The sequence below is a fragment of the Candidatus Magnetaquiglobus chichijimensis genome (assembly GCF_045865675.1).
Classification (GTDB): domain Bacteria; phylum Pseudomonadota; class Magnetococcia; order Magnetococcales; family Magnetaquicoccaceae; genus Magnetaquiglobus; species Magnetaquiglobus chichijimensis.
Genome location: NZ_BAAFGK010000004.1, coordinates 1,333,813 through 1,355,245 on the forward strand (window position 1 = coordinate 1,333,813; position 21,433 = coordinate 1,355,245).

At 61.9% G+C, this 21,433-nt stretch carries 19 protein-coding genes; 11 read left to right on the plus strand and 8 right to left on the minus strand.

Annotated elements, in window-relative coordinates:
- Nucleotides 1-234: 234 nt before the first annotated feature.
- The 6 genes from ACOY6C_RS09970 (at nt 235) to ACOY6C_RS09995 (ending at nt 6,401) form a co-directional block, all read left to right on the plus strand.
- Nucleotides 235-1,284 carry a type IV pilus twitching motility protein PilT gene (locus ACOY6C_RS09970; RefSeq protein ID WP_420905323.1) on the plus strand — a complete coding sequence of 350 codons (1,050 nt, stop codon included), beginning with the start codon at nt 235-237 and terminating at the stop codon, nt 1,282-1,284.
- A 28-nt stretch (nt 1,285-1,312) separates the two neighbouring features.
- Nucleotides 1,313-1,912 (plus strand): FlgO family outer membrane protein, encoded by a 600-nt coding sequence (locus ACOY6C_RS09975; protein ID WP_420905324.1) that lies wholly within the window; start codon nt 1,313-1,315, stop codon nt 1,910-1,912.
- The gene (locus tag ACOY6C_RS09980; protein ID WP_420905325.1) at nt 1,909-2,547 is read left to right on the plus strand and encodes a FlgO family outer membrane protein; all 639 of its coding nucleotides are present in this window, start codon (nt 1,909-1,911) and stop codon (nt 2,545-2,547) included. Before ACOY6C_RS09975 ends, ACOY6C_RS09980 begins: the two co-directional genes overlap by 4 nt.
- 129 nt (nt 2,548-2,676) lie before the next feature.
- Nucleotides 2,677-3,825 (plus strand): PilT/PilU family type 4a pilus ATPase, encoded by a 1,149-nt coding sequence (locus tag ACOY6C_RS09985; protein ID WP_420905326.1) that lies wholly within the window; start codon nt 2,677-2,679, stop codon nt 3,823-3,825.
- A gap of 174 nt (nt 3,826-3,999) precedes the next feature.
- Complete coding sequence (locus tag ACOY6C_RS09990; RefSeq protein ID WP_420905327.1) at nt 4,000-5,334, plus strand: two-component system response regulator; 1,335 nt, start codon at nt 4,000-4,002, stop codon at nt 5,332-5,334.
- Nucleotides 5,331-6,401 carry a type 2 periplasmic-binding domain-containing protein gene (locus tag ACOY6C_RS09995; protein ID WP_420905328.1) on the plus strand — a complete coding sequence of 357 codons (1,071 nt, stop codon included), beginning with the start codon at nt 5,331-5,333 and terminating at the stop codon, nt 6,399-6,401. The genes ACOY6C_RS09990 and ACOY6C_RS09995 overlap by 4 nt, the downstream gene beginning before the upstream one ends.
- A gap of 307 nt (nt 6,402-6,708) precedes the next feature.
- On the opposite strand, the gene ACOY6C_RS10000 is transcribed toward ACOY6C_RS09995, so the two are convergent.
- From ACOY6C_RS10000 to ACOY6C_RS10020, 5 genes are all read right to left on the minus strand, one after another.
- Complete coding sequence (locus ACOY6C_RS10000) at nt 6,709-6,918, minus strand: hypothetical protein (RefSeq protein ID WP_420905329.1); 210 nt, start codon at nt 6,916-6,918, stop codon at nt 6,709-6,711.
- Nucleotides 6,919-7,017: 99 nt separating this feature from the next.
- Complete coding sequence (locus tag ACOY6C_RS10005) at nt 7,018-7,566, minus strand: hypothetical protein (RefSeq protein ID WP_420905330.1); 549 nt, start codon at nt 7,564-7,566, stop codon at nt 7,018-7,020.
- 65 nt (nt 7,567-7,631) lie between these two features.
- Entirely contained in the window at nt 7,632-8,234 is a 603-nt protein-coding gene (locus tag ACOY6C_RS10010) for a NapC/NirT family cytochrome c (protein ID WP_420905331.1), read from the minus strand.
- A 132-nt stretch (nt 8,235-8,366) separates the two neighbouring features.
- Nucleotides 8,367-9,260, minus strand: coding sequence for a Ppx/GppA phosphatase family protein (locus ACOY6C_RS10015; RefSeq protein WP_420905332.1), 894 nt, complete (start codon nt 9,258-9,260; stop codon nt 8,367-8,369).
- A 67-nt stretch (nt 9,261-9,327) separates the two neighbouring features.
- On the minus strand, nt 9,328-9,999 hold the full coding sequence (locus ACOY6C_RS10020; RefSeq protein ID WP_420905333.1) for a PHP domain-containing protein: 672 nt from the start codon (nt 9,997-9,999) through the stop codon (nt 9,328-9,330).
- A gap of 302 nt (nt 10,000-10,301) precedes the next feature.
- On the opposite strand from ACOY6C_RS10020, the gene ACOY6C_RS10025 reads away from it, so the two are divergent.
- The 5 genes from ACOY6C_RS10025 to ACOY6C_RS10045 all read left to right on the plus strand — a co-directional run bounded on the left by ACOY6C_RS10025 (nt 10,302) and on the right by ACOY6C_RS10045 (nt 17,173).
- The gene (locus tag ACOY6C_RS10025; protein WP_420905334.1) at nt 10,302-12,170 is read left to right on the plus strand and encodes a methyl-accepting chemotaxis protein; all 1,869 of its coding nucleotides are present in this window, start codon (nt 10,302-10,304) and stop codon (nt 12,168-12,170) included.
- Between the two features lie 130 nt (nt 12,171-12,300).
- On the plus strand, nt 12,301-12,912 hold the full coding sequence (locus ACOY6C_RS10030; RefSeq protein WP_420905335.1) for a DUF4337 domain-containing protein: 612 nt from the start codon (nt 12,301-12,303) through the stop codon (nt 12,910-12,912).
- 94 nt (nt 12,913-13,006) lie between these two features.
- Nucleotides 13,007-14,173 carry a hypothetical protein gene (locus ACOY6C_RS10035; protein ID WP_420905336.1) on the plus strand — a complete coding sequence of 389 codons (1,167 nt, stop codon included), beginning with the start codon at nt 13,007-13,009 and terminating at the stop codon, nt 14,171-14,173.
- A 37-nt stretch (nt 14,174-14,210) separates the two neighbouring features.
- The gene (lsrF, locus tag ACOY6C_RS10040; protein WP_420905337.1) at nt 14,211-15,092 is read left to right on the plus strand and encodes a 3-hydroxy-5-phosphonooxypentane-2,4-dione thiolase; all 882 of its coding nucleotides are present in this window, start codon (nt 14,211-14,213) and stop codon (nt 15,090-15,092) included.
- Nucleotides 15,089-17,173 carry a bifunctional aldolase/short-chain dehydrogenase gene (locus ACOY6C_RS10045; RefSeq protein WP_420905338.1) on the plus strand — a complete coding sequence of 695 codons (2,085 nt, stop codon included), beginning with the start codon at nt 15,089-15,091 and terminating at the stop codon, nt 17,171-17,173. The genes lsrF and ACOY6C_RS10045 overlap by 4 nt, the downstream gene beginning before the upstream one ends.
- Before the next feature lie 199 nt (nt 17,174-17,372).
- Here the strand turns inward: ACOY6C_RS10045 and ACOY6C_RS10050 are convergent, their stop codons facing one another.
- From ACOY6C_RS10050 to ACOY6C_RS10060, 3 genes are all read right to left on the minus strand, one after another.
- Nucleotides 17,373-17,918 carry a hypothetical protein gene (locus ACOY6C_RS10050; RefSeq protein ID WP_420905339.1) on the minus strand — a complete coding sequence of 182 codons (546 nt, stop codon included), beginning with the start codon at nt 17,916-17,918 and terminating at the stop codon, nt 17,373-17,375.
- A gap of 5 nt (nt 17,919-17,923) precedes the next feature.
- Complete coding sequence (locus ACOY6C_RS10055) at nt 17,924-19,222, minus strand: nucleoside recognition domain-containing protein (RefSeq protein ID WP_420905340.1); 1,299 nt, start codon at nt 19,220-19,222, stop codon at nt 17,924-17,926.
- Nucleotides 19,223-19,295: 73 nt separating this feature from the next.
- On the minus strand, nt 19,296-21,323 hold the full coding sequence (locus ACOY6C_RS10060) for a methyl-accepting chemotaxis protein (RefSeq protein WP_420905341.1): 2,028 nt from the start codon (nt 21,321-21,323) through the stop codon (nt 19,296-19,298).
- Nucleotides 21,324-21,433: the final 110 nt, after the last annotated feature.

The window sequence follows — 21,433 nt, forward strand, 5'->3', positions numbered from 1 at the left end:
TGAATGAATCTGTGGTCCAGGTGAATGTTCGAGGTTCACATTCTCATGGTTGAAGTCGTGCCAACGTCATGCTTCCCAACCCGCCAGCCACGTCCGGTGGCGTCAAAAATTGGATACCGCAAGTTGCCCGACTGGCGGAAATAGGCCTATAATGAAACCTTGAACTACGGGTGACAGCCCCTTGAACCGGGTCGCGCCGCCCCTGATCCGGACTCCATCCTTTAAAGAGGCACCATGTCCAAAAAAGTCGATATCGCTGAACTGCTGGCCTTTTCCGTGCGCAACCGGGCCTCGGACCTGCACATCTCCGCCGGCATGCCGCCGTTGATCCGCGTGGATGGCGAGATCCGGCGCATCGACGTGCCCCCCCTGGCCACCGATGAGGTCAAGGGCATGGTGTATGATATCATGAACGACAAGCAGCGGAAAACCTACGAAGAGGAGTACGAATGCGATTTCTCGTTCGCGGTGCCGAATCTGGCCCGTTTCCGCGTCAACGCCTTCAATCAACATCGCGGTCCGGCGGCGGTGTTCCGCACCATCCCTTCGGAGATCCTCTCGTTGGAGCAACTCGGCGCCCCGGAGATCTTCAAGGAGTTCGCCGCCACCCCGCGCGGTCTGGTGCTGGTGACAGGGCCTACCGGCTCGGGCAAATCCACCACCCTGGCCGCCATGATCGACCACAAGAACAAAAACGAATACGGTCACATCCTTACCATGGAGGATCCGATCGAATTCGTCCACGAGTCAAAAAAATGTCTCATCAACCAGCGCGAGGTGCATCGCGACACGCGCAGCTTCTCGGCGGCGCTCCGTTCGGCCCTGCGCGAGGATCCGGACGTCATCCTGGTGGGGGAAATGCGCGATCTGGAGACCATTCGCCTGGCGCTCACCGCCGCCGAAACCGGACATCTGGTCTTCGGAACCTTGCATACCACCTCGGCGGCCAAGACCATCGACCGGGTGGTGGATGTGTTTCCCGCTGCCGAAAAGGAGATGATCCGCACCATGCTCTCCGAATCGATCCGCGCCATCGTCTCTCAAAACCTGTTGAAAAAGAAGGGGGGAGGCCGGGTGGCCGCCCACGAGATCCTCGTCGCCACCCCGGCGATCCGCAACCTGATCCGCGAAAACAAGATCGCGCAGATGTACTCGTCCATCCAGACCGGACGCGGCATGGGCATGCAAACTTTGGAACAATGCTTGCAAGAACTCCTGAACAAGGGACTCATCACCAAAGAGGCCGCCCGTGAAAAGGCCAACATCAAGGACGGGTTCAAATAAGCATTCTGCCCTGCGAGGAATTCGACTCATGAAGAAAATCCACTCCGGTCTCGCCACTCTGCTGCTCGCCGCCCTGATGGGTGGATGCGCCCCCGGGTTCCAAGGTCAACCGTCCGGCGGTTCGTCCATCGTTCAGAGCGAAGTGGATCTCATCCGCATGAGTCACGCCCTGACCGACGCCCTGGTGGCGGAACTGCGCAAGAATCACCCCTCGTTCCACCAGCGCAAGCCGATCCTGGTGACCAGCTTCGTCAGTCGCGGCCAGCTCGACAGCACCTCGGAACTGGGCAACCTGATCGCCGATCACGTCGCCTCGCGCCTGACCCAGCAGGGCTTCACCGTGGTCGAGCCCAAACTTCGCAAGAGCCTGGCCATCCGTCAGGATCAGGGTGAGTTCATCCTCTCCCGCGACATCGAAAAGATCAGCCACGACAACAAGGCCTACGCGGTGGTCACCGGCACCTACACCGAAACCCGCGACACCCTGGATTTCACCTCGCGCATGATCGCCTTGAACAGCCGTCAGGTGCTCGCCTCGGTGGATGCCAAGGTGCCGGTCAACGGCTCGACCCGTGATCTGTTGATCAACACCAATGGCGGCACCAACATGCCGGTGGTCACGCGATGAAACGCCCGCTCCCGAACCTGCACGATGGGGAGAGAACCCCCACATCCCCCGACCGGGGATCCCCCTTCCGGAACTCCCTGGCAAGATGCGCCACCCCCGCCCTGGCGATCGTCCTGCTCGTCGCCGGCGGCTGCGCCACCAACCCGGGCCAGGAGGGGTATCCGCTGGTGTCGGTGCCGCTCACCTCCACCCCGGAGGTGGAACCCGGCGAAGTGGCCCAACAGGCCGCCGAGGTGATGCTGCAAACCGTGGGCGAACGGCTCCATGCCCGCGAAGTGATCCTCCCCGCCTCGTTCGTGGAGGAGAGCAACATGGAAAAAAGCTCGCCCCTCGGACGGATGCTCGCCAAGCAGATGGCCACCCGCTTCACCCAGGCCGGCCATTCGGTGGTGGAACTGACCCTGCGCAGCGACATCCTCCTGAAGAAGGGAGCCGGACAGTTCGTGCTCTCCCAGGAGGCCAAGGAGATCAAGAAAACCCACAAGGTCTCGGCGGTACTGGCCGGAAGCTATGTGACCGCCAAAAACCGGGTCTATGTCAACGCCCAGCTGGTGCGCACCTCGGATGGCGTGGTGATGGCCTCGAGCGACTACAGCATACCGCTCACCCCGAACATCAAGGCGCTGCTGAAATAGCCACACCAGAACGGCGACCGGTGTCGTTGAATCATATCCTGGTTTATATTAAAACGTATCCCGGTTCATTGAAAACATGAACCGGGATTTTGCGTTTTTCACCACCCAACCCCTGTCAGGACCCACACCATGGAACGTGACCAGGCCATCAAGTTCATGCTCGACGCCTTGAGAACCATGCTCAAGCGCGGCGGATCGGATCTGTTCATCAGCGCCGGATTTCCGCCCGCGGCCAAGCTCGACGGCAAGATGACCCCCTTGAACCGCACCCCCCTGGATGCCGCCCAGAGTCTGATTCTGGTCCGGGCGATCATGAACGATCGCCAGGTCAAGGAGTTCGAAACCTCCAAGGAGTGCAACTTCGCCATCAATCCCCCCGGTGTGGGACGATTCCGCGTCAACGCCTTCATGCAGCAGGGACAGGCCGGCATGGTGCTACGCACCATCACCACCACGATCCCGGATTTCGATCAACTGGGACTGCCGCCGGTGTTGAAAGAGGTGGTGATGAGCAAGACCGGTCTGGTTCTGGTGGTGGGCGGGACCGGATCGGGCAAGTCCACCACGCTGGCCGCCATGCTCGGCATCCGCAACCGCGACAGCCACGACCACATCATCACCATCGAGGATCCGATCGAGTATGTTCATCCGCATGTGAACTGTCTGATCACCCAGCGCGAGGTGGGGGTCGATACCTTGAGCTGGCATGCAGCCTTGAAGAACACCCTGCGTCAGGCGCCGAGCGTGATCCTGATCGGCGAAATCCGCGACCAGGAGACCATGGAGCACGCCATCAACTTCGCCGAGACCGGTCACCTGGCCCTCTCGACCCTGCATGCCAACAGCGCCAACCAGGCCCTGGACCGGATCATCAATCTCTTTCCGTCCGAAAAACGTCAACAACTTCTGATGGATCTCTCCTTGAACCTGCGTGCGATCGTGTCGCAGCGGTTGATCAAGCGGCAGGGTGGCGGACGGGTGGCGGCGATCGAGATCCTGTTGAAGTCACCGCTGGTGTCGGATCTGATCTTTCGGGGCGAGGTGGCCGGCATCAAGGAGGCGATGGCAAAGTCCAACGAACTGGGGATGAAAACCTTCGATCAGGCGTTGTTCGATCTGCACGAAGCCGGCTTGATCGGTTACGAGGATGCGTTGCGCAACGCCGATTCGGCCAACGAATTGCGTCTGCGGATCAAACTCGAGGGCAAGGATGCCAAGAATCGGGATCTCTCTGCCGGGCTGGACCATTTGAATCTGACCCGCAAGGATGAAAATTGACAGGAGGCACGCCCCCTCCCCCCACAGATCACCCAAAAATGATCCCGACCATTCATCATAACCCTATAAAAGGACTTGATCCACACCCGCTCTCTGTGTCAAGTTAACAAGATTAATCCCTTCGGAATAACGCTCGGCACCCCAACCACCCGTTTCAGGGAGAGCACTCCGATCATGGCACGCATTCTGGTGGTGGATGACGATGGTCAAACCATCGAGCAGATCGCCCGACTGGTGGCCAATGCCGGCCACACGGTCGATTTTCTGCTGGAATCCCCTTACCTCATCGCCAAACTGGAAACCTCGCCGCCCAATCTCCTGCTCCTGGATGTGAACATGCCGGAGATCGACGGCATCACCCTGCTCAAAAAAATCCACGCCGCACCGCACCTCAAGGAGATCCCGGTCATCATGATCACCGGGGAGACCGACGAATCCCTGATTCAGGCGTGTTTTCAACTCGGGGCGGTCGATTTCGTCAACAAGCCGATCCGCCCCCTGGAACTGGTCTCCCGCATCCGCATCGCTCTGGAAACCCGTGCCCATATCCATGCCATCCAGGCGCAAAAAAACGCCCTGCAACGAGGAAAATCGCTCACCGATGCCATTCTCAACAGCATGCAGGAGGCCATCTGCGTCATCGAGCGCGAAACCCATCTGATCCGCGAGGCCAACCGGGTCTTTCTGGAACAACTCAACCTCCCCCGCCATCGGGTGGTCGGCGAGCGCTGCCACGAACTGCTCCACGACAAGCTGTACGCCTGTCAGGGGTGCGAAGGCCCGGAAAACAGTCAATGCATCCTGCGCGTCACCACCGAGAGCGGGGAGTCGCACACCATCTGCCTCTCCAGCCGCGACGCCGAAGGCCAACCGCGCCACACCCAACTCTTCACCCTGCCGATCCTGGACGCCACCGCACGCACCGAGCGGATCGTCTGTCTGGAACGGGACATCACCCAGAGCCGGGAAACCGAAAACCGGCTTATGCATCTAGCCTTTCACGACCCCCTCACCCACCTGCCCAACCGCCAACTGTTCCACGACCGTCTGCATCAGGCCCTGGCCCAGGGACGCCGGCATGGACAGATGGTGGCGGTGATGCTCTTTGACCTGGATCACTTCAAGCACATCAACGATACGTTGGGACACGCCGCCGGGGATCAACTGTTGCAGGAGGTGGCCACGCGCTTGCGCGCTTGCGTGCGCGAAAGCGACACCGTGGCCCGACTCGGCGGCGATGAGTTCTCCGCCGTTTTGACCAATGTCACCGACGGAAGCCAGGTACGCAAGGTCGCCAAAAAGATGTTGAAATCCCTGGGGCGAAAATTCACGCTGCTCGGCAACAAGATCAACGTCACCTCGTCGATCGGGGTGAGCCTCTATCCACGCGACGGGGACGAAATGGACGATCTGATCGACAAGGCCGACAAGGCGCTCTATCAGGCCAAAGATGCCGGACGCGACACGGTGCGCTTCTTCTCGCCCTGGGTGATGGAGGAGGGACCATGATCCGACAGACCCATCTGCTGTGGTTGTGGCTGACCGTGGGATGGTGGATCCTTCCCGCCCTGCCTGCCCAGGCCAGTCTGGTCTCCGAAAGGGAACCGCCTCGGGTCACCAGTGCCTCCGAGGCCGAACAGGCGGTCTTGAAGGCACTGGACCGGGCCTTCTGCGCGCCGGATCAAACCTTCCCCCAACTGCCATCCTGGGTCGCCCAACCGATCCGTCCGGATCGCTGGGGACAGGGGGGCGATCTGGTGATCATGCTCGATCAACAGATCCATCAACTGCTGCTCCCAACCATCACCCGGTACGCCCACGCCAACCAACTCGACATCCGCGTGCGCGAGGGAACCTGTGGCACCTCGGCGGGGTTGATCAGCCGCAAGGCGGTGGATATCGCCGGCTTTTGCTGTCCGCCCGGCAAGAGCGACCGGCTGCCGGGGCTCACCTTCCACACGCTGGGGGTCGCCAGCATCGCCATTCTGCTCCATCCGGACAATCCGATCGGCGATCTGACCATCCCACAGGTCAAGGAGATCTTCCAGGGGCAACACCGCCAATGGACCCAGATCAGCGACCGGAGCGGACAGATCGGTCCGGCCTGGGACATTCAGCCCATCGGAAGGTTGCACTGCAAGCTTCGGCCCGGTCACTGGCGGGCGCTGCTCCCGGACCCGGACGATTTCAGCCCGCGCATGGAAGAAGTGGGCACCATTGCCGACATGCTCCAGCGCATTCTGGCGCAACGTGGCGCCATCGGCTACGAAACGCTCTGGCATGTGGATCGGTTCCGACAGAACGGACGCGCCAAACCGGTCGTCCTCGACGGCATCGCCCCCAACGACGTAGCCGCCCTCACCGAAGGGCGCTATCCGCTCTATCACGTCTTCAACGTCACCATCTGGGAGGGTGAAGGGGTGGTCAATCCACACGCGCGGGAGCTGGTTCGACATCTCGACCAGGCGATCGAGGCCATGGATCCGAGCCTGACCATGATCCCGGCCTCGACGTTGCGACAAGCGGGTTGGATCTTTCGCGGGGAGGAGTTGATCGGTGAGCCGGAGCGGCCCTGACAGAAGAATTCGAGAACCGGCATCCGTATCGCGACGCAAGGAGAAAAACAGACCGGTTCACTCATAAGCGCGGATACAAAAGGGGACGGAACGACATCGACCAGGATCAGCAGGATGGACAGAATCGGGGAACGGCCAACCTCAGGGGGGATCCCCCGCAAAACCGGAATCAGGGGGATATCCCGCCAGGCGCGGGAATCCGGGGAATCCAGACCAGACCGGAATCAGGGGGATATCCCGCCAGGCGCGGGAATCCGGGGAATCCAGACCAGACCGGAATCAGGGGGATATCCCGCCCAGACCGGAATCAGGGGGATACCCTGTCCGGTAACGGCTTGTCCGAGGAGGATTCATCCAGGGCGAAGGGGTCCACATGCTCCATCGGACGCTTGCCGCTCCGACCGCGCGGACCGGGTTGACCTTCCGGTTCCGCTGGGGGCTGTGTTCCGAGATCGCCGCGCAGGTTGATGCGCTTAAAGAGGTGATCGATCAACTGTTCATGTTGTTCCGGGGTCATGCGAGAACCTCACGTCACGCTTCAATATAACCAATCAACATCCGGCATATTAAAACACAAAATGAGATTGCTGTCAACCAAGGCAGGACAACCCGCTCGTCACGACCCCTTCTTGCCCCAGACATCCGGAGCCACGCCATCGAGCAGACCGTGACAGTGGGTGCATTTGGACTGCACGTCATCCAGGGCCTTGATCACCGCATCGGCGCCAGACTTCTGTTCCACATGTTTAATCGAGGCCTGATAGAGGTGTTTCATGGATTTCTGGCACTGATCGGCCATTTTGTTGAAATCATCCTCGGTGAGTTTCGGCCCCTCTCCCCCCTTTTGCAGGGTAATGGAGGTGCTGACGTGCCACTCCATGGGACCGAGCAGACCGAAGGTGTTCTGCAGACCGGTGGCGTGCCGGGCCAGATTGCGACTGTAACGGAAATCGTGGGTGGCCAGTTGCCGAATGGCATCGGAATGCAGACGGATCATGCTGATGACCGAATCCACATAGTGCTCCTTCTCCCCCGCCTGGGCGACGGGGATGCTCCAGGCCAGCAGGGCCGCCGTACCCAGCAGGGCCGCGGCCAACCCGATCTTCGCGCCGCAACGCCCAAGGCGTCCCACGCGGTGATTCACCAAACCGACTCGACTGTTCATGACACCCTCACAACAATGATCAAGCAACCCTTGACGAACGACGTCCCTTGGCTTTGCCATGAGCGCTACTTTTCCGGTTCCGAAGGTTCCGTCGGCTCCTCATGGGCAATACCCATGTGACAATCGATGCAGGTTTTGGTTCCGTCCTTCATCATCTTCTCGTGCTTGTTGGCGGCGGAACGCTGCTGATCGGCAAACTGCATGGCCTCATAGGTGTGGCATTGCCGGCACTCCCTGGAGTCGCGACCGCGCATGTTCTCGATGACCTGTTGGGCCAGACGGTAGCGCGCCTTCTCGAAAGACGCCTTGTCCGGATAGGTGCCGACCACATGATGGTAAAGGTGACGTCCTCCGACGATGGCCTTGTCGAGGAACTTGTCGATGTAGTCGGTCACCCCCTTGCCATGGGGCACATGACAGCTCGAACAGACCACCCGGACACCGGAGGGGTTCTTGTAGTGGACGCTCTTCTGATACTCCTCGTACACCCCATCCATCTCGTGACACGAGGTGCACATCGCCAGGCTGTTGGTGTAGCCATCCATGATGGTGAAGTGGAACCCCAGGAACCCGATCACGCCGACGGCGATACCGCCCGCAAAGATGATCCAAAACCGCAACTTGCCGACACCCTGCGTGCCGTTACCCTTCCCCAGGCCGGACTCCATGGCAGATCTCCCAAAAGCGTAAAAGTCGGGCGTTTCCGATTCTCACCGGGTCGCACAAAATTTATATGTAAAAATGTTCGTTGTTCCGAGCACTGCTTGTCAAGTGATTTTTCCAGATTTTCTTGACTCGCCTCAATCCTCGACTTGATTTGTCTTCCAACGATGATAAAGAGCATGAATCATGCCATCGGCCAGACCGATCTGCGGAACCAGAATGCGTTCGATGCCAGCCCATCCGGTCACCTTGAGAAAGATTTCGCTGGCCGGCACGATGACATCGGCGCGATCCGGCTTGAGGCCCAACTCGATCTCGCGCCGGTCCTGATCCAGACGCGACAGATCGCGATGCAGCTCGAGCAGTTTGTGACGCGAGAGGGGATGGTCGGCCTTTTGGCGCGTCATCTTGAACAGCGCGTTGATGTTGCCGCCGCTGCCCAGGGCGCGCAGGTCGTCCAGACCATGGCACTGCGCACGCACCCAACGCTCCATCTCGCGCCAGGTATTCCGGTTCACCATCCCCTCTTTCAAACGCACGGTACCGATGTTGAAAGAGCGGCTGGCGCGGGTCTGGTTGTTCTCCAACAGCACCAGTTCGGTGCTGCCGCCCCCCACGTCGATGCACAGATAATGGCCCGCGTCAAAACGGCCATCGATGCGGTTCAAGGCGATCAGTTCCGCCTCGCGGGCCCCGTCGATGATCTCCAGCCGGATCCCGGCCTCGTCGCGAATCCGTGCCACGATCTCCGCGCCGTTCTCCACCGAACGGAGCGCCGAGGTGGCACAGGCCATGTAATCCATCGGTTCGACCGCGCGCATGATGTGATGATAGGCGGTCATGGCATGCACGAGCCGATCGGCAAGCCCTGGAGAGATGCGTCCCAGCTGGAAGGCATCCTGTCCGAGCCGCACCGGAATCCGATAGAGATCGGCCTTGTGAACCACCGGAAGCGGCGCGCCCACGTCGTAAACATTGGAGAGGAGCAGACGGACGGCGTTGGAGCCGATGTCGATGGCGGCGAATTTCATGATGTTCGGATACCCATGCCCAGGAAAATAAAAAAAACTTTGGATACGACTTGTTTCAAGGTGAAAATCACAACGCACGCAACACCCGCCAGGCCAGACCGATGTGTTCGGGATGGTGGGCGTTGGAACCGGGCGAGATCAACACCGCGTGTCGCCGACAGATCTCCAGATAGGGGGCCATGGGTTCGTGATAGGCGGGATTCAACTCGATCGCCTTGCCGAACGCCTTGGCGCGCACCACCACCCGCTCGAACAACTCCAGGGGAAACGGGGTGACATACTTTTCGCACACCCCGCCCGGATGGGCGATGGCATCGACCAGCGGGTGTTCGGCCAGGGTCATGAGTCCCTGGAACTCCAACTCGATGGCCAGGGCCGGATCGATGCCGGAGAGGTTCCAGCCATGTCCCGGATAGGCATGCACCGCGCCCAGGATGAACTCCGCCTCGGCCAGCATCCGCTCGTCGGCCAGAAGCGTCCCGGCGAAATCCACCAGTGGCACCTCGAGTCCGAGAATCACCTCCATGTCGCCCGCGACCGCGCCACGCAGCGACCGCACGGTATCGGCATAACGCGCGAACCAATCCGGTCCATGCACGAGTTCCGGCTCGGTGTGTTCGGTGAAGATCAACCGTTCGATCCCCCGCGCCCGGGCCGTCGCGATCCCCTCGGCCACGGAGGAGGCGCCATCGGAGAAATCCGAATGCAAGTGATACTCCCAGCGCGGCAAAAGTTCCATGGAATCTTGCGCCGGATGGAACCAATCAGCCCGGCAACGCCTTGACGACACCTCGTCCATTTTCAATCACTCTCCCCCAACAATCCAATCGGCCATTTGCGGGACCACCCGCGACCATTTCGATCTTATCCCCATCCATCGCCAAGCTCAATTGCCTAATGAGCAGGCAAATGGTTGACCATGCATCGATAGTTAGCTAGTCTCATTTCGATATAATCATGACGCTTCACAAAATCCGACCGTTCATAAAACAATGTGAACAGATAATCACATGCAACGTTATCCAGAGGGGGACCGCTCGCATGTCCATTCTCCGCAGCATCCATTTGCGCACCAAGATCCTGATCATGCTCTTTTTACCCATGCTGGGCATGGCCGGTTTCGGTTTGACCACGGTACTCGAAAAACAGGAACTCGCCCGGCGCATGGATGCCATGAACCTGCTTTCGGGACTCGGCGTGCGCGCCAGTGCCGTGGTGCATGAATCCCAGAAAGAGCGCGGCATGAGCGCCGGTTTCCTGGGGAGTCAGGGAAAAAAATTCGCCGACCAACTCCCCAAACAGCAACAGGATACCGACGCCCGGATCAAGCATCTCCAGGAGTATCTGCGCGGATTCGACCCCCGTGAATTCGGCGGGGAACTCCAAACCTCGATCAAGAACGCCCAGTCCAAACTTGAAAAACTCTCCGAAATCCGCAAACAGGTGCTGGCCCTGTCGATCCAGACCCCGGAGGCGATCGGCTTTTACACCCAAACCATCACCGATCTGCTCGGCATCACCGCCACCCTGCCCAAGCTCTCCGCCAATGCCGACATGGCCGCCATGACCGGTGGCTATCTCCACTTCCTGCTCGCCAAGGAGAAAAGCGGCCAGGAACGGGCCATCCTCACCAACACCTTTGCCAAGAACGCCTTTGCCGAGGGGATCTATGTCCGGTTCATCGCCCTGATGACCGAACAGACCGCCTATCTGGGGGTGTTCAACGCCCTAGCTCCGGCATCGCAAAAGGAGTTCTTGAAGAACAAGATGAACGCTCCAGCGGTCGCCGAGGTGGAAAAAATGCGCGGGATCGCCCTGGCCAAACCCACGGGAGGGGAGTTCGGCATCGACCCGAACGTCTGGTTTTCGACCATCACCGACAAGATCAACCTGATGAAGGAGGTCGAGGACCATCTGGCCGAGGATCTGGACCGCCAGGCTGCCACCCTGGCCCGCGAGGCCCATGGTCTGCTCTGGTTCTATCTGGTGATCTCGCTGATGGTGCTGGGGGTGAGTCTGATCCTGGGGTATCTGATCGGTCGCGAAATCATGAAACAGCTCGGCGGCGAACCCGACGAGGTGTCCGGGATGGTGGAACGCATCGCCACCGGCGAACTGAACGTCGCCTTCGACGACCGTCCCAAAAGCGGGATCTACGCGGCCATGGAGAGAATGGTGGCCAATCTGCGCGCCACCGTGACCACCCTGCAAGAGGTCGGGGTGAACCTGGTGCAACAGAGCGGCACGGTGAGCGCCGGCGCCCAGACCGTCTCCGAGGGAGCCACGGAACAGGCCGCCGCCATCGAGGAGACCTCGGCGGCCATGGAACAAATGACCGCCAACATCCATCAAAACACCGAAAATGCCCACTTGACCGAAAAAATGGCCCAGAAAGCCTCCCACGAAGCGATCGAGAGCGGCGCGGCGGTCAATGAGGCGGTGAGCGCCATGCGCCAGATCGCCGAGCGCATCAACATCATCGAGGAGATCGCCCGACGCACCAACCTCCTGGCCCTGAACGCCGCCATCGAGGCGGCCCGCGCCGGCGAGCACGGCAAGGGGTTCGCGGTGGTGGCCGCGGAGGTGCGCAAGCTGGCCGAACGGAGCCAGGTGGCCGCCGGCGAGATCACCCAACTCTCCGCCACCAGCGCGCAGGTCTCGGAACAGGCCGGACATCTGCTCGCCACCCTCGTCCCCGACATCCGCAAGACCTCGGAACTGGTCCAGGGGATCACCGCCGGTTCCGTGGAGCAGGCCCAGGGGGCGGCCCAGGTCAACGAGGCGATCCAGCAGCTCCATCAGGTGCTCCAGCAGAACGCCGGCACCGCCGAGGAGATGTCCGCCTCGGCGGAAGATCTGGCCTCGCAAGCCGCGACCTTGCAAACTGCTCTGCAATTCTTCAAGCTGTAAGGTGAAGGCGCTCCGAGCGATCCTGTCCGATCGCTCGGTTTCCGTCATCCTGGGGTAGGTTCCCCCGCATGATGACGGAAAAACCGCCAATCACCACCATCCTCTTGAAGAATCCGGGGAGTCATCATCCATGGAAGCCCACGAAACCCACGAAATGGTCCACCACGCCGCCCACGGTGGTGGACACGGCGATCACGGACATGCCGAGGACGCCGCCAAACGTAACCGCCGCATCGCCATTCTCATCAGCCTCATCGCCTGTTTGCTGGCCATCATCGAGATCGGCGGCAACAGCTCCCAGCACAACGCCCTGGCCGCCCATATCGAAGCCTCGAATCTGTGGGCGTTCTACCAGGCCAAGACCATCCGCATGACCCAGACCAAATCCTCGGCGGAAATGCTCGAGGCGATGCTGCCCAGGGGAGTCCCCTCGGACCAGGCCGCGGCCTGGACCAAAAGGATCGACGACTTCCGCGCCGCCGCCAAACGCTACGACAGCGAGCCGGAGACCAGGGAGGGCCGCAAGGAGTTGATGCAGCGCGCCAAGGAGTCCGAAGCCAAACACGACAAGGCGTTGCATGCCTACCATCTCTACGAGTACGCCGCCGCCTGCATGCAGATCGGCATCGTGCTCGCCTCGGCGGGCGCGGCCACCGGGGTGGTGGTGTTGGCCTACCTGGCGGGGGGACTGGCCGGGGTCGGCGTGGCGATCGCCAGCATGGCCTGGCTCGCGGCTCACTAACTGGACAGGATGGGGGGAGAACCCCCTTACCCCCCGCACCGTGGACCTCCCTTCGGGAGTTCCACGGTCACGCAACTTGACTGAGTGATCGTCCATGACCGCATCCTCCCGGAATGTCCGGCGACTCTTCACCCTGTTCATCGTTCTGGTCGCCCTTGGCCTGGCATCCCCGACCCACGCCGACGAATGCCGCATCGGCTTCGACGTCGGCTCCTCCGGAATCCGCATGGGACCAGCCAGACATCCCGAAAAAGCCAAGGTCGCCATCGACTATCTCGGCGATGTCTGGCCGGATCACGAAATCAACACCACCGTCGAAGCAACCATCCAGGCGTTTCGGGAACTGCCCGGCAAGGGCGGCGCTCCGGAAGGGTGTCAGCCGGTGGCCGGGGGCTATTCGGCTTGGCGATTCGCCCTGCAAAAGGGGGATCCGGCCCAACTGGTCGAAACGCTCCGCCAGATCCACGCGCAAACCGGAGTCCCCCTGTTCGTCATCCCGCAGGATGTCGAGGGAACCCACGCTCATCTGGCCGCGCGTCAGAATCTCGGAGAGAAGCTGACCACCCCCTTCATTCTCGATCTGGGGGGCGGAAGCCTGCAGATCGCCGGCGAACAGTCCGGATGGGGCGCGGATCTGGGACAGAAGGCATGGCGCAAGCTCTATTGCGAACAGGTGAAAAAAAACAAGGATCCCGCCTGCTCCCCCAATCCGGTGGGAGAAAAGTCCGTCGAGGAGACCTTGCGCCTGTTGCAGCCGCGCTTCGAAGAGGCGGTCAAGGCAGTGGGCACGGAACTCAACATCACCGCGATCAGCGCGCCGGTGGTCAAAACCATCCACCCGGTGTTGAAATACCTGGCCGACGATCGCCAGGCGATCCCTTCCGGTGGCGTGGACGAACGGGGTTTCGATCGCGCCACCCTGCTCGACGCCATCGGACTGTTGCAGGAGATGGACGATACCGGCCTGAACCGGCTGTTCAACGACCCCCTGACCCACCCCGGACAGCCGGTCTGCGATATCCGTTATCTCTCCACCCTGGTCACCGACATGCTGCTCATCCACGCGGTCATGGAGAACCTGGAGATTCAACGCCTGGAGGTCGCCTTTGCCTCGATCACCAACGTGCCGGGACTGATCGCCGATCCGCGCGCCGAAGCGTGGCGGAAGAGCTACCCCTGTTACCTGGAAAAACTGCTCACACTCGGCGTCGATGCCTACAAGGCCGATCCGGCCAACTGCCAGCTCGCGCCCGCGCAATGACGCGACACCCCCACTTCCCGTACCAAGGATTGTCACCATGGCCGATACCGACGACCTGAAAGATACCCACGACTACCACCTGGAGATCCCCCAAACCGCCGAACCGTTCCCGCTCAAGGGGTGCGACAATCTCGACTGGGGCATGAAAAATCGCCTGTCGAACATCTTTTCGCCCGCCACCGGACGTACGGTGATGCTGGCCGTGGATCACGGCTACTTCATGGGCCCCACCACCGGCCTGGAACGGATCGATGTCACCATCCGGCCTTTGCTCAAGTACGCCGACACCCTGATGTGTACCCGCGGGGTGCTGCGCGCCCTGACGCCGGCCACCTTTACCCGTGGGATCTCGCTGCGCGCCAGCGGCGGGCCAAGCATCCTGAAGGAGCTTTCCGACGAACGGATCGCGGTGGACATCGAGGATGCGCTGCGTCTGAACGTATCGGCCATGGCGGTGCAGGTGTTCATCGGCGGGGAGCACGAAACCCAGTCGATCCACAACCTGACCCGTCTGGTGGATCAAGGGTTGCGCTACGGACTGCCGGTTCTCGGCGTGACCGCCGTGGGCAAGGAGCTGACCCGCGACGCCAAATACATGCGTCTGGCCACGCGCATCTGCGCCGAGTTAGGGGCCACCTTTGTCAAGACCTATTTCGTCTCCAAGGGGTTCGAGACCGTCACCGCCGCCTGCCCGGTGCCGATCGTGATCGCCGGCGGCAAGAAGCTTCCCGAGGCCGATGCCCTGACCATGGCCTATCAGGCCATCGATCAGGGCGCCGCCGGGGTGGACATGGGACGCAACATCTTCCAGTCCGACGCACCGGCGGCCATGATCCAGGCGGTGGGCAAGGTGGTGCATGAGCGGTTCACCCCGCGCGAAGCGTATGATTTCTATCTGGCCTTGAAGAATCAGGCATGATCAACCGCTGGTCGGATCACGACGCCGCCGAAACTCTCGAGCGGCTCTCCTCCCGTTGGGGAGAACCCCTGGCCCTGCGCACCTACACCAGCCGCCTGCTCGGCGCGGACAAGGGGTTGGTGCTGCACGGCGGCGGCAACACCTCGGTCAAGGCCAGGCGGCGCACGCTGCTGGGCACCGAGGTCATGGCCCTGTTCGTCAAGGGGTCGGGCTGGGATCTGGATGCCATCGAACCCGAGGGGTTCACCGCCCTCGACTGGCAGCCGCTGCGCGCCCTCGACGCCCTGCCCCATCTCGACGATGCGGTCATGGTCAACGAACTGATGATCCGCCGGTTCGACGCCGAGGCCCCCACCCCCTCCATCGAGACGCTGCTGCACGCCTTTCTGCCGCACGCCTACATCGATCACACCCACGCGGACGCCATCCTCGCGTTAACCAACCAGCCGGATGGCGAAGCGCGCATCCGCGCCGCCCTCGGAGATGAGGTGGCGATTCTCCCCTATGTCCATCCCGGCTTCGAACTGGCCAAGGCGGTCTCTATCCTCCATGCCGCCCATCCGGGTTGCAAGGGGATGGTGTTGATGAAACACGGTCTGGTGACCTGGGGGGCGAGCGCCCGCGAGTCGTATGACGCCACCATCGATCTGGTCAGCCGCGCCGAGGCCTACATCACCCGGATCGGCAAACCGGTCTCCCGCTCCTTGCGGCGTGTCACCGCGGTGAATGTCGCCCGTGCGCGCTATCTGGATCTGGCCCCGCGACTGCGCGGCGCGCTGGCCCTGCCGACCGGCAACCCGGATCACCCCCATGCCCGTTGCGTGCTGGTGCCGGTGATCACCCGCGAGACCCTGAATCTGGTGGATGCGGAGAACGGCCCGGAGCTGGCCATCACCCCGCCCCTCACCTCCGACCATCTGATCCGCACCCGGAACCTCCCCTTGTGGATCGACGATGCCGCCTCGATACCCACGGCCATCGCCGAGTTTCAGCATCACTATCGGGAGCGGTTTCAACGTTTGTCCAGCGTCTCCCAGCCGCCGAAGATCTTTGATCCCACCCCGCGCATCCTCTTCATGCCCGGCATCGGAGCCATCTGCGTGGGACGCACCGCCCAGGAGGCCGCGATCACCCGCGACATCCTCTGGCAGACTTTGCAGGTCAAGGAGCAGATCGCCGCCATGGGCGGAACCTATCAGGGGCTCGAGGATCCGGATCTGTTCGCCATGGAGTATTTTCCGCTCCAGATCAAAAAACTCGCCCGCCTGCGCGAAAAACCCCTGGCGCGTCATATCGCGCTGGTCACCGGGGCCGCCGGAGCGATCGGCGCGGGGATCTGTCGCGGGTTGTTGGAACAGGGGTGCCATGTGGCGGGCGCGGATCTGGCCGGCGAGGCGCTCGAAACGCTGACCACGGAGTTGAACGTCTGGGCGCCGGGTCGTTTTCTGCCGGTGGTGATGGATGTCACCTCCCCGGAAGCGGTCAGCGCCGGTTTCGCGGCCCTGGTGGAGCAGTGGGGCGGGGTGGATCTGGTGATCCCGAATGCCGGGTTGGCGCATGTGGCGGCGTTGGACGAATTGCAGCCGGCGATGTTCCAGAGGTTGCAGCGGGTCAACGTGGAAGGAACGTTGCTGGTATTGGCCGAGGCGGCGCGAATCTTCAAGAAACAGGCCACCGGCGGCGACATCGTGATGATCTCGACCAAGAACGTCTTCGCCCCCGGAGCCCGCTTCGGGGCCTACAGCGCCACCAAGGCGGCGGCCCATCAACTGGCGCGCATCGCCTCGCTGGAGATGGCCGAATACGGGGTTCGGGTCAACATGGTGTCCCCGGACGGGGTATTTTCCGACGGCGCCCGGCCTTCGGGCTTGTGGGCCGAGGTGGGACCGGACCGCATGAAGGCGCGCGGGTTGGACGCGGACGGGTTGCAGGAGTACTACCGCAACCGCAATCTGCTCAAGGCGCGCATCACGGCGGCGCATGTGTCCGAGGCGGTGTTGTTTTTCGCCACGCGACGCACGCCGACCACCGGCGCGACCTTGCCGGTGGATGGCGGGTTGCCGGACGCGACGCCGAGGTGAGGGCAAACGAACAGCGGCCAGAAAAACTGTTGCAGGGGACCGGGGACCGAAGGTCCCCGGCGGAGGCCGGAGGCAGAGCCTCCTGGACTTTTTTTGTAATTTTAAATCTTTTTATTATTTTTATTAACTAAAAAAATCAAAAATCCATCCATGTCTTGCAAAGAACAAGACATTACACCGATGCTGACCCCTTGAGATCTCACCCCACGCCACCCAACTCCACCTCCAGCAACTCCCCACGGTAGGCCTGAAACCGTTCGTCCAACCACAGAGACAGTTCCACCGCCCAATCGAGATTCTCCGGCTGTTTGTCGATCTCCCCCAACACCCGCTGGGTCACATGCAACGCCGCACTCATGAACCCATCTTCCGCGAACGTGTCGGTGATCACCTTGAAGAAGTTGAGATCGTTGACATACCGCTCGCGCCGCTCACGGTTGATCCCCGGCAACTCGCCGAACAACCGCTCCAACGTGGCTCCGAACGGCTCATTATAGGCCGGATGGGTGGCCAATACCGCCTGACGCCAGACAAAGGCCAACAACGCGGCATGATAACGGGCCAGACGCTGCCTTTTGAGCCACTGCAACGGCTTCAACCCCAATACGGCGTAAAACGCCTCGTCCGGACCCAGTGCGATCTCGCGCAGCGGAATGGCACTCAATTCCGCGATCGAACGACGCTTGCGACGGGTCAGATTGCCCGTCCATTCCGCTTCCAGAGCCGCCGGTGACCAGGTGGCCATGGGCATCACCCTCCATACAACCAGAAACAGATGAAAACCGCCGCGACGATTCCGGCCAGATCACCGATCAGGGCCGCAGCCAGGGTGTGACGCACCCGCCGGATCCGGATGGCGCCGTAATAGACCGCCAGAATGTAAAAGGTGGTCTCCGAGGAGCCTTGCAGGGTGCTGGTCAACAGGCCGATGTAACCATCCGGGCCGATGGCCGGGTTTTGCAGCAGAGAGGCCAGATACCCCTGGGCGCCGGATCCGGACAAGGGACGCAGGATCGCCATGGTCAAGGCTTCGGCGGGCAGACCGAATCGGGCGGTCCAGGGACCGATCAGATCGGTGAAGGCGCCCAGGGCGCCGCTGGACCGGAGCATGCCCACCGCCACCAGAATGGCGACCAGATAGGGGATGATGCGCACCCCGATTTCGAACCCCTCCCGAGCCCCCTCCACGAACACCTCGTAGACCCGCACGCCACGCACAAACCCGAAACTCAACATGCCGGTCATGAGCGCCGGAAGCACCCAGGGGGAGATCGAACGACCGAACAGGATCGTCACCGGGATCAGGGCGAGCAAAACCAGAAGGGCCACGGTGGAGACCCAGACCGGATACCCCTCAACCGGGGTGGATGGGCCTTCCGCCGGTTCTCCCCGATCTTTTGCCTGATCCTCCCGGCCATCATCCACCGCCGTCAGGTGATCGACCGGCGAAAACGATTGCAGGAACTTGGCGGCCAGGATGGCGACCGAGGTGGAGAAGAAGGTGGCGAACAGGGTGGTGGAAAGAATCGCCGCCGGCTCGCTCGAGCCCACCGAGGCGCGCAACGCGATCACGCTGGTGGGAACCAGGGTGACGCTCGAGGTGTTGATGGCCAGAAACAGGGCCATGGCGTTGGTGGCCACGCCTGGAGAGGGGTTGAGCCGGTCCAGCTCCTTCATGGCGCGGATGCCGAAGGGGGTGGCGGCGTTGCCCAGCCCCAGGGCGTTGGCGGAGAGGTTGAGAATCATCGCCCCCATGGCCGGATGGTCCGCCGGCACATCGGGAAACAGCCGCACCATCAACGGACGGATCAACCGGGCAAGCACGGTCAGCAGCCCGCCCTCCTCGGCCACCTTCATCAGCCCCAGAAAAAGGGCCATCACCCCGACCATGCCGATGGAGAGGGTGACCGAACCGTTGGCCGCCTCCACCATGCCGTTGGTCAACGTCTGCATGGGGGAGTCCCCAGCCGTGCCGGGAATCCAGCGGATCTCTTGCCAGGCGGTCACCCCGAAGGCGATCAGGACCAGGGCGAAGAAAAATCGGTTCATGCGCGGTATCGATGCATCCCAAGATCGCGTGGGTTCGGAACCTCTCGCGGCCCGCAACCCACGCAAACGTCAATCAAAACGACTCGAACTCGTCATCCCGCGTGGCCGGCGCCGGCAGGGCCGGCGCCCGTCCACCCCCGGTCACGGCCTTGACCGGCGTGACGACCCGCGCCGACGGCGCATCCGGCCTGACGGCCCGCCGAGAGGCGCATCCGGCGAGCGCCGCATGCCCGATCTTGAAGAAGCCCATGCTCTCCTGCAAACGGGTCGCCTGTTCGGAGAGTTCGTCGGCGGTGGCGGCCATCTCCTCGCTGGCGCCGGCATTGAGCTGAATCACCTTGTCGAGCTGCTGGATCGCCTGGTTGACCTGACGCGCCCCCTGATTCTGCTCCACGCTGGCGGCAGCGATCTCGCGCACCAGTTCGGCGGTACGCTGAATGTCCGGCACCAGCCGTTGCATGATCGAGCCGGTCTTTTCGGCCACGGACACGCTGGAGGCGGAGAGCTGTCCGATCTCCCCGGCGGCGATCTGGCTGCGCTCGGCCAATTTGCGCACCTCGGCGGCCACCACCGCGAACCCCTTGCCATGTTCGCCGGCCCGAGCCGCCTCGATGGCCGCGTTCAGGGCCAGCAGATTGGTCTGACGGGCGATATCCTCGATGATCGAGATCTTCGAGGCGATCTCCTTCATCACCTCGACCGCCTCCAGCACCGACTCCCCACCCTCGCGGGCGCTGGTGGCCGCCTGGGTGGCGATCTTCTCGGTGGTCTGGGCGTTATCGGTGTTCTGCTGGATATTCGAGGTCATTTGCTCCATGGCCGCCGAGGTCTCCTCGATCGAGGCGGCCTGCTCGGAGGCGCCCTGGGAGAGATTCTGGGCATTGGCGGTCATCTCGTGACTGCCGTTGGCCACGTTGTCGGCGGCGGCCATCACCTCCTCGACCACGCCGCGCAGCTTGCACACCATGTCGTTCAACGCCATCGCCAGACGCCCGGCCTCATCACGGCTGGTCAGGGTCAAGGAGGAGTCCAGATCCCCGGAGGCCACCTTTTCGGCAAACCCGAGGCTCTCGAAGATCGGCCTGGTGATCGAACGGGTCACCACCCAGGCCAACAGAAGTCCGAACACGATGGCCATCAACGACACCCCGATCACCACGCTCCGGGTCTCCTGGGCATTGACCAGCATCTGATTCTCGGAGAGGATCTTCGCCTTGGTGAGGTCGCTCATGGCGTGGAAGAGCTTTTTCACGTCCGCCAGATGGACCTGGGTCTCGCCGGCAAAGATCTGCTCGGCCTTCTCCTTGCCCATCAAGTTCTGACGGGCGCGCTCCTGCATCAAGGCCAGGGTGGCGCGAACCTTGCTCAGGGCGGGGATCACCTTCTCCTGGTAGTGTTTGGCCGCCACTGCGACGTTTCCGGCCACCAGCGCCTTCTTGATCGCATCCCCCTCCTCATGCAGGGCACGATGGTCGGGTTCGATGGCATCGAGCATCCGCGCCAGCTCCGGATCCGAGGCGCGCATGCGCTTGCCATCCTCGCCGTACATGAACTTGCCCAATCCGCACTTGGTGGGATCGAGCTGCACGGTGAGATCCTTCTGGCCTTGCAGAATCGCATCCTGCACCTTGCCCGACCAGACCAGATGGTCCACCTCGCGCTGGGTCAGGAACTCCGGCAGACGGGGATCCGCGCGTTGGAACACCTGGCTGATCTTTCGGGCCGAGGCGTGCAGATTTTTATGCGGTTCCTCGACCGAGGCAAGGACCGGTTTCAGGTCCGGCACCAACTGTTCGGCCTGTTGACGCCCCTCTCCGTAGTACCACTTGCCGAAGGCGCATTGGGTGTGATCGAGCTGTACCCCCATTTCGGTGGCCTTCTCATCGTTGATGAAGGCGCTCACCTTGTTGGCCCAGTTGAGATGATCCACCTCGCGCTGCAACAGCTCGCCACGCAGCTTGTTGCCGGCCACCACCTCCAGGCCGTCATGCACCATGCCGGAGATCCCCTTGAGGGACCATCCCGCCACGACCATCAACAGCACCAGCACCAGACCGATGCCGGTCAGGATCTTTTTGCCGAGGCTCAAATTTTTCCACATGCTGAACTCTCCCCCAACAGTTCGCTCACGAACGACCGCAGTGAACAGGGCATCGTGAACCGCTCCCCTTGTTTTTTTGAATTTCCGGCGCGCCATCTCGAACCATCACG